Source organism: Spiroplasma culicicola AES-1 (assembly GCF_000565175.1).
Taxonomy (GTDB): domain Bacteria; phylum Bacillota_I; class Bacilli_A; order Mycoplasmatales; family Mycoplasmataceae; genus Spiroplasma_A; species Spiroplasma_A culicicola.
Map to the genome: position 1 here is coordinate 73,293 of NZ_CP006681.1, position 15,200 is coordinate 88,492.

Sequence of the window (15,200 nt, forward strand, 5' to 3'; positions counted from 1 at the left end):
AATTATGGAAATAAGATAAATGAAAAATAAATTAGAAAAAAAATGAGTTAGTAAACAAACCATGTGAATAATTTCACTTTTAGCTACTGCTGATGTTTTAGTCTTTATTTTTCCCTCATATTTAAAAAATGTTATTAACCAAGAAGTTATTGCAATGAATTTAGGTATATCAAATAGTCAATTGGGACAAGCAACAGCAATATATGGATATATTTCATTGGCAATTTATTTTTTTGGAAGTATTGTTGGAGATAAATTTAGTCTAAAATGATTAACAATTATAGGTTTATCAATTTTTGGTATATCTGGTATTTGATATGGAATGGTTGGTTTAACTTATGGAGGAGGAATAGTTTGAGATAATATCAATGATGTTGCCAAATTAAATTCTGGTGGTCAAACAGAACGTTTTGTTCAAGTGATGGTCATATATAGTATTTGAGCAGTAGGAAAAATTATATTTTGAGCTCCTCTTTGAAAATTATTATCACAACAAGGTAAACAAGAAGAAAATGGAATGTTAAATGGAGTTCATGGTAGTTTAAATGGATTTATTGGTACTATCTTTGTGGCATTTGGTTTTGCTCTTTTTACAGTGTTTACACCAATTTTTGTAAATGAAACTACTTACTCTACTTGAGCTTTTACAATAATGTGCTGAATATTTTGTGGATTAATAGGTATTGATGTAATTTTATTAATCCTATTTGTAAAAGAACAAAAGAGTGATAACAAAATTGTAAATGAATTTAGTATCAAAGATTTAAAAGAAGTCTTAAAAAATGGAAAAGTCTGATTGCTATCATTCGTTATTATGGGCGTATATATGTATCAAAGTGGATTAAGTATTTTAGTTCCATTTATGAATTCTACTTTAATCATTGCTACAATTATTGTTTTTGTAGCAGGACTATTACGTACATATCTTTTTAGGTTTTTCTTTTCAGCATGATCGGGAAAAATTGCAGATAGGTCAGGTAAATATATAAAGTTCTTAATGATTGGGACAATTATTGCAACTTTTCTAATTACAATATCTGCAATTCTGCCAGGATTTAAAACAGGTAGTTTTTATGATATGAGCAAAGGCTACAAATTATTTGTTCAAATAGTAGTGTTTATATTTTACTTAGTTCTTGGAGCAATTTGTTGAGCACTTGTTACAAATAGATGAGCAACTATTTATGAAATTGGTGTTAGTCAAAAACAATATGCAACAGCTGTTGGTCTAATAAGTGTGATTGCATTTTCTCCTGATGCATGATTTCAACAAGCAAATGCATCATTAACTAAAGTTTATAAAACCCCCGGTTTTGAAGGGATAACCCCAGATGGCTATAGTTATCAAATCGCATATCAATGATTAATGCTAATTATTGTGATTGGAGGAATCATAGGTATTGTTTCTGCTTTAATTTTAATGCAATGAATTAAAAGAGAAAAATTAAATAAAGCTTTGTAGACAAAATAAGCAGAAGTAAAAATATAAATCACATACAATTAAGTTTGAATTAAAATTATATGATAAATAAATCTTTAGAGAAATTTTAGTAACAAACTAAATTTACCTTTTAATGAGATAATAATTTTATAAATTAAAAGGAGAAATACAATTATGAGTGATTTAATTATGGATATACTATCAGCATATGACTGATTATTTGCAAAAAGAACAATAGCATATACAGAATTTACACGTAATTTTTGTGATAGTTTAAATGAGAAACTTAATTCAAATGTTATAAAACTTATACCAAAGAAAAAAGGTTATAAGCAAGCATATTTAGTATGCCAAGATTATAGATTAATGTTGAACAAACATAATCAAAATAAAGATGTTAATAAAGCTTTGTATAACATGTATTATTATTACAATTCACTTGTATTGAAGAAAAACTATTCAATTAATGAAGCTCTAATTAAAGCAATAATTGATAAAAAATTTCTTGAAGTATATTATAGAAATCTTATGACAATAACTAAAAAAGAGATGAGTTTTGAACAATTTGTAAAAAGTATGAATGAAAAAGATTTTGGATCAATTATTAAATAATTAAAGAGCGCTAAATATAGCGCTCTTTAAAATTTTTTTGAAAACATATTTTTTTAAATTTATGTTAATATCTATTCGTTGATATAGACAGGTCTAGGGCAAAACCCTAGAATTTTTACATAGGAGATTTTGTTATGAAAAAAGAGTTTCGCGAATTTGAACTAGTTACTGAATTTAAACCAGGTGGTGATCAACCAGCTGCTATAGCGCAATTGATTGAAGGTTTAAAAGAAAACAAAAAGCATCAAGTATTACTTGGAGCAACAGGAACTGGTAAAACTTTTACAATGGCAAATGTGATTAAAACTATTAATAAACCAACTTTGGTTCTTGCTCACAACAAAACTTTAGCTATGCAATTGTATATTGAATTAAAGGAATTGTTTCCCAACAATAGAGTTGAATACTTTGTATCAAACTTCGACTTCTATCAACCAGAAGCATATATTCCAGCTAAAGATTTATATATTGATAAAGATGCAAAAAGAAACAATGATTTAGAAATGATGAGACTTAGTGCAATGAATGCATTAACAATTCGCCAAGATACAATTGTTGTAGCATCAGTGGCAGCAATTTATGCAACTCAAGATCCAAAAGAATATAGTGAAGTGTTTTTTGAACTTGCAGTGGGACAAGCAATTTCAAAAAAAGAACTTTTAACTTTCTTAGTACAAACTGGTTATACAAGAAATGATGATAACTTGGAAATGGGATGCTTCTCAGCTAAGGGAGATGTTATTAAGATTGCTCCAAGTTGAACTGATGAATATCATTTAAGAGTTTCAATGTTTGGTGATGAAATTGAAGCGTTAGATATTGTTGATACATTAAATAATAATGTAAAAGATAGATTAAGATTGTTTACAGTTTATCCTGCAGCTGCTTATGTAACTAACTTTGACAAAATTAAAACAGTATGTGCCAATATTGAAAAAGAATTAGAACAAAGAGTAGCACAACTTTTAGAACAAGGCAAAATGTTAGAAGCAGATCGTTTAAATAAAAGAACACGTTATGATATTGAAACTTTATTAGAGTTTGGGATTTGTAGTGGTATTGAAAACTATTCTGCACATTTGGACTTTAGAGCATCAGGAGTTGCTCCATTTAGTTTAATTGATTATTTTGGAGATGACTTTTTGACAATCATTGATGAATCACATATGATGATTCCCCAAGTTAGAGGAATGTTTAATACTGATAGAAGTCGTAAAGAAACTTTAGTTGAGCATGGATTTCGATTACCAAGTGCATTAGATAATCGTCCACTTAACTTTGAAGAGTTTGCAAATAAATTGAAACAAGTAATTTATACTTCAGCAACTCCTGGAGATTATGAATTACAATTAACAGAACATAAAGTCGTTGAACAAATCATTAGACCAACAGGTTTAGTTGATCCAATTATTGAAATTAAATCAACAGTTAATCAAATGGAAGAAATTATTTCAATGATTCATCAAGTTTCTGAAAAGAAACAAAAAGTTTTTATAACAGCATTGACAATTAAACAATCAGAAGCAATCACAGATTTTTTAATTCAAAGAAATATTAAAGTTGCGTATTTACATTCTGAATTAAAAACTTTAGAACGAAATCAGATTTTATTTGATTTAAGAAAAGGTGTTTATGATGTAATTGTTGGAGTTAACTTATTAAGAGAAGGAATAGATGTTCCTGAAGTTAGTTTAGTATGTATTCTTGAAGCTGATAGACAAGGGTTCTTGAGAAATACAAGAAGTTTAATTCAAACTGTAGGAAGAGCTGCAAGAAACTCAGAAGGAAAAGTTATTTTCTTTGCAGATACTACTTCACCTGCAATGGCAGAAGCAATTGAAGAAACTTCAAGAAGAAGAGAAAAACAAATTGCATATAATAAAGAACACAATATTACACCAACAACAATTATCAAAAAACTTTCAGACTTTGGAATGTCTGCATCTGTAAAAAATCAATTAGATGCAATTAATAAGAAATCAAAAAAAGAAAGATTAACAGAAAAACAAAAATTAATTGAGGACATCAGAAAGCAAATGCTTGAAGCTGCCAAAGAACAAAATTATGAAAAAGCTGCTGAACTTAGAGATTTAATTTTAGAGTTATCTGCAGAGTAAAGGAATTAAAATTATGAGTATAAATAAAATAACAGTTAAAGGTGCAAGAGAACATAATTTAAAAAATGTTGATATTGAATTACCTAAAAATAAATTGATTGTATTTACAGGATTATCTGGAAGTGGAAAATCTTCATTAGCTTTTAATACAATTTATGCAGAAGGAGAAAGAAGATATATTGAATCTCTTTCTTCATTTTCTCGTCAGTTTTTAAAGTCAGTTGAAAAACCAGATGTTGATGAAATTGAAGGATTGAGTCCAGCAATTTCAATTGATCAAAAAACTACAAGTCACAATCCACGTTCAACTGTAGGGACAACAACTGAAATTCACGACCACTTGCGTTTATTATATGCCAATATTGGAACTCCATATTGTATTAATGGTCATGGAATTATTAAGTCACAATCTTTAAAAGAAATTATTAAAACAATTAAAGTTGAAACTCAAGAAGAAGAACAAATTTATATTTTAGCTCCAGTTGTGAGAGATAAAAAAGGAACACATAAAGATTTATTTTTAAGATTAAAAAAAGAAGGATTTATTCGTGTTCAAGTTAATGGAGAAATTCAAAATCTAGAAGATGAAATTGAATTAGAACAAAACAAAAGACACAATATTGATATTGTAGTTGATCGAATTATTTATAAAGCAGAAGATGAAGATTTACAATCAAGACTTTATTCTGCAATTGAAATTGGTTTAACTTATTCAAATGGTTTAATAAAAATTTATTATCCAAAACGAGATGGCTTTACTAGATTATATTCAACAAAATATTCATGTAATATTTGTGGATTTATAATTCCAAATTTAGAACCAAACTTATTTTCATTTAATAAAAAAAATGGTGCTTGTGATACTTGTGCTGGTCTTGGTGTTAACTTAGAAGCAGATCCAAGTTTATTAATTCCAGATCCAAAACTTTCAATTAGAGGTGGAGGAATTTTATATTATAAAAATTTAGTTGATTCACAAAATATTGAATGACAAAAATTTAAAATTTTATGTGATTATTATTTAATTGATTTAAATCAACCAATCTCTGCACTAAAACAAAAACAACTTGATATGGTTTTATGAGGTAGTGATGAACCAATCGAAATTAAAATTGAAACATCAAGTGGTAATGTTTTAAATTCATTTGATTACATTGAAGGAGTTGGGAGTTTAATTGAAAGAAGATTTGTAGAAACTAAATCTGAAGACAATAGAAAATATTATGGTAAGTTTATGACTTCAAAAATTTGTAAAACTTGTGAAGGAAAAAGATTAAATCCAACAGCTTTAAGTGTCAAAATAAATGATTTAAGTATTGCCGATTTTGTTGAATTAACAATTGAAGATGAATTAGAATTTTTATTAAACTTAAAGTTAACAGAACAAGAAGAAAAAATTGCTTCATTAGTTTTGAATCAATTACTTTCAAGAATTAGTTTCTTAAATGAAGTTGGTTTAAATTATTTAACACTTTCAAGAAGCGCAACAACTTTATCTGGAGGAGAATCACAAAGAATTCGTTTGGCAAAACAATTGGGATCAAAACTTTCTGGAGTACTTTATGTTTTAGATGAACCTTCAATTGGATTACATCAAAGAGACAATGATAAATTAATTGCAACTCTAAAAAAATTACGAGATTTAGGAAACACATTAATTGTTGTTGAACATGATGAAGATACTATGAAAGAATCAGATTGAATTGTTGACATTGGTCCTGGTGCTGGAATTAATGGTGGAGAAATTGTTGCTCAAGGAACTTATGATGAGATCATTGCACATCCAACTTCATTAACAGGAAAATATTTATCAAAACAATTATCAATTCCTGTTCCCAAAAAAAGACGTGGGGGAAATGGTAAGAAGTTAGAAATTGTTAGTGCAAGTGAAAATAACTTAAAAGATATTAATGTAACAATTCCTTTAGGAAAATTTATTACAATCACAGGAGTTAGTGGTAGTGGAAAATCAACCCTAGTTGAAGAAATTATTTATAAAGGATTAAGAAAAGAATTAGCACAAGAATTAATTAGTCCAGGTAAATATAAACAAATTAAAGGATTTGAAAACATTGATAAAATTATTTATGTTTCTCAAGATCCAATTGGAAAAACTCCAAGATCTAATCCAGCAACTTATACTTCTGTATTTGATGACATAAGAGATTTATTTGCAGAAATTCCTGAATCAAAAATTCGTGGATATAAAAAAGGAAGATTTAGTTTTAATGTTCCTGGTGGAAGATGTGATGCATGTCAAGGTGATGGAGTTGTACGTGTTGATATGCAATTCTTAGGTTTTGTTGAAGTAGTTTGTGAAGTTTGTGAAGGTAAAAGATATAATGATGAAACTTTACAAGTTAAATATAAATCAAAAAACATTTGAGATGTTTTAAGTATGACAGTTGATGAAGCTTGTGAATTCTTTGCCAACATTCCAAAGGTAAAAGAAAAGTTAGATACTATTCAAGCAGTTGGTTTAGGATATATTAAGTTAGGACAAAACGCAACAACTTTATCTGGAGGAGAAGCACAACGTGTTAAGCTTTCAACATTTTTAGCAAAACGATCAACAGGAAAAACTTTATTTTTATTAGATGAACCAACAACTGGTTTACATATTGATGATGTTAAAAGATTAATTGAAGTTTTAAATATTTTAGTTGAACAAGGAAATACAGTTTTAACAATTGAACATAATTTAGATTTCATTAAAGTATCAGATTATTTAATTGATCTAGGACCAGAAGGTGGAGCTGGAGGAGGGCAAGTACTTGCAACAGGAACTCCTGAGCAAGTGGTACAAGTTTCAACAAGTTATACTGCAAAATATTTGAAAGAATATTTAAATGATTAGTGTAAATGAAATTATTATTGATACCAATTTATTATTTAAACGTCAATATAATTTAAAAAAACTTTTAGTTGACCAAGGCAATCCTCAAAATAATTTCCAAGTCATTAATATTGTGGGAACTAATGGAAAAGGTTCGACATCAAATTATATTTATAAAAATTTAAATAAAAAATATCAAAACTATGGATTATTTATTTCACCAGCTTTTTTATATCATAATGAGCGTGTCCAAGTAAATGGAAAGTGAATTGATGATGAAACACTTTTAAAAATTATTGAAGATAATAAAGAATTATTTTTAAAATATGAATTAACTTTCTTTGAAATTTGAACTTACATTGCAATTATATATTTTAATTTAAAAAAAATTGAGATTGCAGTTATTGAAGCTGGAATTGGGGGAGTTAAAGATTCAACTAATTTATTTGAAAATCAAATCTTAGTTGGTCTAACTTCAATTGGCTATGATCATACAGAAATTTTAGGAGAAAGTATTGATTCAATTATTGAAAATAAAGTAAAAATTGTAAAAAAAGATAATCCATTGTTTACAATTGAAAAAAATTTAAAGTATAAAAAAATAATTGAGCAATATTGTAAAAATAAAATTATTTATTGTTCAAGTGTTGCAACTGAAACTGGCTATCAAAAATATAATAAAGGACTTGCAAAAGCAATTTTAAATTATTTAGAGATTGATTTTGATTTAAACACTGAAGCGCCATTAGGAAGAAAAACAATTTTAAGAACTAATCCTTCTTTAATAATTGATGGATGTCACAATCTTGATGGAGTTGAGGAATTAATTAATTCAATTGAAAATATATCAGAGTACAAAATTTTATTTGCAACAAGTAATCACAAAAATTATCAAGAAATGATTGATTATATTAAACAATATAATGATCAAATTTATATTTGTGAATTTGATCATTTCAAAACATGGTCAATTGAAAATGTTAAATATGAAAATAAAGTTAATGATTGAAAACAATGATTAACTGAAAATAAAGATAGTAAAATATTGGTGTGTGGAAGTTTATACTTTATCCCATTAGTCTATCATTGACTCCAAGGAGAATAAAAAAATGAATTGATATTTAATTACAAATATAGCCGCAGTTATTTTAACAATTGTAGTTTTGCTAATTGCTTTAGCAATGGAAGACTTTTCTTTTAAAAAAATAAGTTTAAAGCATTTGACTGTCATTTCAACATTTGGAGCTGTTAGTGTAGTATTAACAAATATTGTTGGATATTCAATTCCGATTTTGGGAAGTATTCGTTTAGCATTTGGAGATTGAATCATTTTCATGTTGGGAATGATGTTTGGTCCATTATGTGGAGTCATTAGTGCTATTTCAATTGACACTTTAGGAAGTGTCATTCCCAATTCATTTGGATATCATGCAGGATATATGTTTAATAAAACTATTTTAGGATTATTTGGATCATTAGTTTATTTTTCAAAATCAAATAATAGATTATTATTAAAAATAATTATTTTATATTCAATTGCCTATATTTTTCAAAGTTTATTATTCAACCAAATTTGAATGATGTCTTGAAAAGGACAAGCTGCATGATTTGATTTTGTTGCCAAAATTATTAAATTACCAGTAGTATTACCAATTTATATTACTGTTACTTATGCAACTTTTAGAACAATGTTACCTTTATTGAATCGTTGAACAAATGTTGAACAAATATGATGTTTTAGACATAAACAATTTAATAATCTTCAAACCAACATATAAAATATGTTGGTTTTATATTTTAGTAAATGTTATATAATACAAATAGTGAGGTTTGATATGAAAAAATTAACAGTTGAAAAAATAAAAAATAAATTTGCTTTAAATATTTTGTCTGGTTTTCAAAGCTTGGATAATATAATTGAAGTTTATGGACTAAATAGAGCTGGTCTTGAATTGACAGGATATTATGAAGATGGTCAAAAATCTCATAGACTAATCTTAATGTCAACAAAAGAATATAACTACATCATGAACTATGATGAAGAAGAAAGAAAAAAGAGATATAAAAATTTACTTTCAAAAAACATACCAGCTGTTATTGTAACTGAAAAGTTTATTGATAAAATTTTTTTTGAAGTTGGAAAAGAATTAGACTTTCCAATTTTACAAACCAACTATGAATCTACAAGTGACTTTACAAAAGATGTACTTGATTTAATGGATGATTACTTTGCACCAAGTACAGAAATGCACGCTTCATTTATGAATATATTTGGTAAGGGAGTAATTATTATTGGAGAATCAGGTATTGGTAAATCAGAATTAGCAATGGATCTTGTAAAATCAAACCACTTATTTGTGGGAGATGATCGTATTGTAGTTGCTAAAAAATCTGGTCAACTTTATGGAAGAAGTCACGAGATTCTAAAAAACTTAGTTGAAGTTAGAGGGATTGGAATTATTGATATTGCCAAAACTAATGGATATAAAGTTATTATGGATGAATCAACAATTGACATGGTAATTGAATTGTCAATTTTTAAGAAAAATGGTGTTGATGACTCAGACAGACTAGGACAAGGTTTTAATACTTATTCAATTTTGGGAACAGAAGTTCCATATATGAAAATTCCTGTGTCGTCTGGACGAAATATTCAAAATATTATTGAAACAGCTGTTTCAAAATTAAAAATAATTCAAAGTGGATTATATAAAGATGATGCAACTTTATTAACAGAGAGAGCGATGGAGTTCAGCGATGATTAATTTTTTAGCAACAGATAATCCAATCTATGATGCTGAAGCTGATTGATTAAGTTTTATGTATCCAATTCTTTTAACAATTGGAGCATTTTTAGTAATTGCAGCTTCAACAACTCAATTGGTAATGCGCAAAATTCCTTTAAAAGATTTTATGAATGCAATTTATATTGTTATTCCCTTAGGAGTTTTGGGTGGATCTATCTTTGGTAAATTGGGAACGGGAGTTCCTTTTTATGAAATATTTTATATTTGAGAACCAGGAATGAGTTTCTTTGGTGCTTTTGTAGCTGGTTTTGCTGGGGGATTTGCTTGATTGTGATCTCGTAAAGGCAATACTAAAATTTCAATTTGAACTTATGCAGATTGTATTGTTCCAAATGTTTTATTAGGACAATCAATTGGTAGATGAGGAAACTTGTTTAATCACGAAATTATGGGAAAAGCAACTGATATTGAAAAATGAAAGTGATTACCTGATTGAATGTGACAAAGATTTTTCTATTATATTGATCCATCAAATCCATATGATCAAAATGGTAATCCTATTTTTATTCCATTAGAATATCGTGAACCATTATTTTTATATGAATCAATTGCTACTTTAATGGCTTGAGTTTTAATTGTTTTTATTATTCCACTTATTTTTAAAGCAATTAGTAAAAAACCATGACAAATTGCACCATTAACATTTCCAGTTAATAAAGCAATCGCATTTGATGATATTCAAAATTTAACAACTTATATTGAAATTTATTATAAATCAGTTGAATCAGCTAATGGTGAAGAACTTTATTATATGTCAAAAAGACAAGCATGATTAAAAGCGTATTTTGCTTATGAAGCTGATTTAAAACAAGCAGAAATTTTACAAGAGCAGATTGATTTACATAAACAATCATGGGAAAAAAATAAGGAAAAATATTTGAGTTCTAAATATAAATTAAATGAAAAAATTGAACTATTAAACACAAAATTAAAGAAAGAGCAGATTGATAAAAAACAATATAAACAAGAAATAAAAATATTAAAATCGGAATTTAAACAGGCAACTGCAAGTTTAATTAAAAATAAATCAAGATTTACAAATTGGTTAACTTTAGATTCTAGTGAATTGTATAAATTGAATAATCCTCAAAATTATAAAGTGATGCATTCTGGTGTAATGGCTTCAACTTACTTTGTAATTTATTGTATTATTAGAATAATACTTGATTCATTTAGAAGCAATTATGAATTAGCTTTTAAATGAAGTCCAGTTATGAATTACATTTCAATCTCTTTAATGTTATTATTAGGAATATTGATTTTAATCTGTGCTCAATGAATAGCACCAAAAAAATGGAGAGAAGAAGGTTGACTATATGAAAAATCATATTAAGACAGATTATGATTTAATCATTGCTGGAGCAGGTCCAGCAGGCTTAACTGCATCAATTTATGCAGGAAGAGCTGGATTAAATGTATTAATTTTAGAAAAAGAAGCACCTGGAGGGAAAGTCATAAAAACAGGAGAAATTGAAAATTATCCTGGGTTTACAATGATTAATGGTCCAGATTTAGCAATGAAGTTTTATGAACAAGCAATGGCAATGGGAGCAAATCTTGAATATTCTGGTTTAAAAGAATTTAAAAAAGATGAAGTATTCTATGTATCTTTAGAAAACGGAAAAGAAGTTACAAGTAAGGCTTTAATAATTGCAACAGGAACAAAAGAAAATTTATTAGGTGTTCCTGGGGAAATTGAATTATATGGAAAAGGAGTATCTTACTGTGCTGTTTGTGATGGAAGTTTCTACAAAGAAATGCCTGTTGCAGTAGTTGGAGGAGGTTATTCTGCTGTTGAAGAGGCAATCTTTTTAACAAGATTTGCTTCAAAAGTATATTTAGTTCACAGAAGACAAGACTTTAGAGTTGATCACAAGACTTTAAACAAAGCAAAAAACAATGAAAAAATTGAATTTATTTTAGATACAGTTGTTGAAAAAATCAATGGAAGCAATAAAGTTGAAAGCATTGATATTAAAAACACAAATGATAATTCAACACAAAACATTAAAGTTGATGCTATTTTCCCATTTATTGGACAATATCCAATTACTCATTTTATTAAGCAAGCAGAAATTTTAAATGATGAAAAACATATTAAAGCTGATGAAAATATGAAAACTGCAATTGAAGGATTATTCACAGCTGGAGATGTTAGAAATACACCATTTAGACAAATTGCAACAGCTGTTGCTGATGGAGCTTTAGCAGGGCAAAATGCAGTTACATACATTGAAAACCTTGAATAAATAATTCAAGGTTTTTTATTTGTGTTAAAATTTAAAAGATTAGAGGTGAAGTCATGGAAGAGTGACAAGGAAGTTGGTTTAGTCAGCCAAGTGGTATTTGAAGTGTTGATAGTGAATGAGGTTTTATTCATATATATGCTTTAACAATGACATTAGGTGTGCTTGTTGCAATCGCAATGGCAGCTATCCAATTTAAAAGAAAAGGAATTAATACAAATGATCTTTTAATAACAGCGATTGTTGCTGTACCAATGGGATTATTTGGAGGAAGTTTCTTTGGTAAATTAAATGCCCAAGGTGTTGGTTCAAATGCTGGTGGTGTTGGTTTTTGAGGCTTATTTGCATTCTGAGAACCAGGAATGTCAATTCACGGAGCATTATTATTTGGTGCATTTAGTGGAATTCTAATTGTTTATATTATTGGAAGAAAAACAAGAGTAAGTACATATGTTTATATGGACTGCATTTTGCCAAATATTTTAATAAGTCAAGCAATTGGAAGATGAGGAAATTTCTTTAATCATGAAATTGTTGGAAAACCATTAGGTCTTTATAATGATTCAAGTGTTGCAAGTTGAATGCCAGCTTGATTAAGAGATAATTTGACTTTTAGATATACTGGTGGGGGACCTTCAACTTTAAATGGTGTTGAGATGATTAATGGAGAAAACTATGTAATGACTCCTTTATTCTTAATTGAATCAATAACATTTTTAGTTGCATGAATTATAATAGTTTTTATTATTCCAGGATTTGGAAGATGAATTAGTAAAAAACCATGAAAAATTAATTCACAAGAATTTAGTTTTTCATGAAAATACTCATGAAAACGTGCTTTTTTTGGGCAAAAAGAAGAAGGCCAACAAACTTATTTTGAAGTTTGAGACAAAGCATACTATAAAAATAAAAATGAACAATCAATTGAAGCTTATAAACAAGAGTATAAAAATATAAATGAAGATAATTATTTAAAACGTAAATGAAAACAAGGAGTCTTGTTAGAAAAATCAAATAATCCAGAAGGATATACAATTATTAAAGCTGGTGTTCAAGCTGGAATGTATTTCTTCTTTTGAAATCTAATTCGATTCTCATTAGAATTAGTTAGACCAATTGATCATTTATTCTTGAATAATTTACCAATGGCATCATATGTACTTGTAGGATTAACAATGGTATTTGGATTGGGATTAGCTATTTTATGTCAATTTGTAACACCATATTTATTTAGAAAACCAGGTTTCTTATTTGAAAAACAATATTTCTATACAGAAGAAGTTATTGATCAAATTATTAAAACTAATAACCCAAGTGGAGATAAACCAAAAGTTGAGAAAAATTCAATTGATAAAAAAGCATTAAAAGAACAGAAAGCAAAAGAAAAACTAGATAAGATTTTAAACAAAAATAAATAGGTGATATTATGTCGTTTGCAAGAGAAGTCAAAGAAGAAATTTTAACTCATACATTTACACAAGACCAGACGATAGCCTTATTGTCTGGTTTTATTAAGTATAATGGAGAATTAATTTACACCAATCATGGTGCTTGTTTGCGTTTGGCTTCATCTTCAAACAATGTAATTAGAAGATTGTTTAGTTTGATAAAAACAATTTATTCAGGTAATATTGAAATTTCGATTATTCAAACTCAAAAATTAAAAAAGAATAAAGTTTATGAATTATTATTAACAGATAATGTTATTGAATTTTTAACTAAATATTCTATATATGACATAGCTAAAAATGATAAAATAATAGAGATTAATTTAAGTGGGGATTTAAATCAAAGTCTAGTTAGAGCATATATTTCTGGTGTATTTATTGCAATTGGGAGTGTTAATTCACCAGAAACAACTAATTATCATCTAGAGTTTCAGACAAAAGAGTTAGAGTCTGCAAACTATTTAAAAGAAATCTTGGAACAATATGATTTCCATTTTAAAGTAATCGCTAAAAGAAGTAAGTATATTTGTTATATTAAAAAATCGTTAGCAGTCTCTGATTTTTTAAAGTTTGTAGATGCTCCAATAGCAGTAATGAACTTTGAAAATACAAGAATCAATCGAGACTTTAGTAATAATGTTAATAGAATGATAAATATTGATATTTATAATCAGCAAAAAACATTATTTACAGGAACAAAGCAAATAAATCAGATAAATCTTATTAAGCAAAAAAATCTTTTTAGTGAATTATCTGAAAAAGCGCAAATGTTAGCGAATATTCGTCAAAATAATCCTGAGGCATCATTTTCTGAATTAGAAATCATGATGAATGAAAAAGGGATTGCCATCACTAAGTCGGGAATAAGTAATTTATTTAAAATTATTTCAAAATTGGCAGAAAGCATTGGTGGATAAAAGATGAAAAAAAACGATGTAGTAGCTATTTTTAGTCAAAATATGAAAGAATTTAGAGTGAAAGCGGGTTTAACGCAAGAAGAACTTAGTTTTAGAGCAGGACTACACCGTAATTACATTTCAGACACTGAGCGTGGGAGAAGAAATGTTTCCCTAAAAGCTGTTGAAAAAATAGCTGAAGGGTTGGGAGTAGAGGTTTGTGAACTCTTTAAACATAATGAATAAAAAAACAAAATCATAAAAGCATGATTTTGTTTTTTTTATTTATAGATAAATAAACGTGTATGATTATCAACTTGAGGATTTTGGCATAATTGATCAAAATTAGTATAAAGAATATAAACTTTAAATCCTTTAACTTTTAATGTGTTGTAAATATCTAAGTTACTGCGATAGTTTTTATTAACTAGTAAAATTTTTTTATTTTTATCAATTTTTCGATAATAATTATAATTAAATCCCACAACAGGGACATTAATTGAATCAATAATATGTTTTTCTTGATAACTAACATTGTTTCTTAAATCAACAACTTGTCAGTTTTTACTTTTTAAGATTTTTAAAAATTTCTTTTCTGATTTTGTTTTGTATTTTCTTTTAAAACTATTTGTTTTAAAAATTCTTTCAATAAATTTTAAGACATAATCAAGTCATTGCATATTATCACCTATTAATTATTATAGCCTTCATTGGTTTTAAATTAAAGAGACAATAAAACTTTCTAATTTTACTAAAATTCAACTATGAAATGTAGTATCATTATAAGTGAATTGGGG

13 protein-coding genes are annotated in these 15,200 nt (G+C 27.3%); 12 read left to right on the forward strand and 1 reads right to left on the reverse strand.

Features of this window, described 5'->3' with window-relative positions; all coding sequences use genetic code 4:
* Positions 1-19: 19 nt before the first annotated feature.
* The 12 genes from SCULI_RS00360 (at position 20) to SCULI_RS00415 (ending at position 14,649) form a co-directional block, all read left to right on the forward strand.
* Positions 20-1,462 (forward strand): MFS transporter, encoded by a 1,443-nt coding sequence (locus SCULI_RS00360; protein WP_025362659.1) that lies wholly within the window; start codon positions 20-22, stop codon positions 1,460-1,462.
* A 153-nt stretch (positions 1,463-1,615) separates the two neighbouring features.
* Entirely contained in the window at positions 1,616-2,053 is a 438-nt protein-coding gene (locus tag SCULI_RS00365; RefSeq protein ID WP_025362660.1) for a hypothetical protein, read from the forward strand.
* Between the two features lie 134 nt (positions 2,054-2,187).
* On the forward strand, positions 2,188-4,170 hold the full coding sequence (uvrB, locus tag SCULI_RS00370; RefSeq protein ID WP_025362661.1) for an excinuclease ABC subunit UvrB: 1,983 nt from the start codon (positions 2,188-2,190) through the stop codon (positions 4,168-4,170).
* Between the two features lie 13 nt (positions 4,171-4,183).
* A complete protein-coding gene (gene uvrA, locus SCULI_RS00375; RefSeq protein ID WP_025362662.1) occupies positions 4,184-7,027 on the forward strand; it encodes an excinuclease ABC subunit UvrA in 2,844 nt (947 codons plus the stop codon).
* Positions 7,020-8,111, forward strand: a complete 1,092-nt coding sequence (locus SCULI_RS00380; RefSeq protein ID WP_025362663.1) for a bifunctional folylpolyglutamate synthase/dihydrofolate synthase — start codon at positions 7,020-7,022, stop codon at positions 8,109-8,111. Before uvrA ends, SCULI_RS00380 begins: the two co-directional genes overlap by 8 nt.
* A gap of 4 nt (positions 8,112-8,115) precedes the next feature.
* Complete coding sequence (locus SCULI_RS00385; protein WP_025362664.1) at positions 8,116-8,784, forward strand: folate family ECF transporter S component; 669 nt, start codon at positions 8,116-8,118, stop codon at positions 8,782-8,784.
* A gap of 57 nt (positions 8,785-8,841) precedes the next feature.
* Entirely contained in the window at positions 8,842-9,771 is a 930-nt protein-coding gene (hprK, locus tag SCULI_RS00390; protein WP_025362665.1) for an HPr(Ser) kinase/phosphatase, read from the forward strand.
* Positions 9,764-11,146 (forward strand): prolipoprotein diacylglyceryl transferase family protein, encoded by a 1,383-nt coding sequence (locus tag SCULI_RS00395; protein ID WP_025362666.1) that lies wholly within the window; start codon positions 9,764-9,766, stop codon positions 11,144-11,146. The genes hprK and SCULI_RS00395 overlap by 8 nt, the downstream gene beginning before the upstream one ends.
* Complete coding sequence (gene trxB, locus SCULI_RS00400) at positions 11,130-12,062, forward strand: thioredoxin-disulfide reductase (protein ID WP_025362667.1); 933 nt, start codon at positions 11,130-11,132, stop codon at positions 12,060-12,062. The genes SCULI_RS00395 and trxB overlap by 17 nt, the downstream gene beginning before the upstream one ends.
* Before the next feature lie 53 nt (positions 12,063-12,115).
* Entirely contained in the window at positions 12,116-13,477 is a 1,362-nt protein-coding gene (locus SCULI_RS00405) for a prolipoprotein diacylglyceryl transferase (protein ID WP_025362668.1), read from the forward strand.
* An 8-nt stretch (positions 13,478-13,485) separates the two neighbouring features.
* Positions 13,486-14,424, forward strand: coding sequence for a DNA-binding protein WhiA (gene whiA, locus SCULI_RS00410; protein ID WP_025362669.1), 939 nt, complete (start codon positions 13,486-13,488; stop codon positions 14,422-14,424).
* A gap of 3 nt (positions 14,425-14,427) precedes the next feature.
* Positions 14,428-14,649, forward strand: coding sequence for a helix-turn-helix domain-containing protein (locus SCULI_RS00415; protein ID WP_025362670.1), 222 nt, complete (start codon positions 14,428-14,430; stop codon positions 14,647-14,649).
* 35 nt (positions 14,650-14,684) lie between these two features.
* On the opposite strand, the gene SCULI_RS00420 is transcribed toward SCULI_RS00415, so the two are convergent.
* Positions 14,685-15,083, reverse strand: coding sequence for a rhodanese-like domain-containing protein (locus SCULI_RS00420; protein ID WP_053230315.1), 399 nt, complete (start codon positions 15,081-15,083; stop codon positions 14,685-14,687).
* Positions 15,084-15,200: the final 117 nt, after the last annotated feature.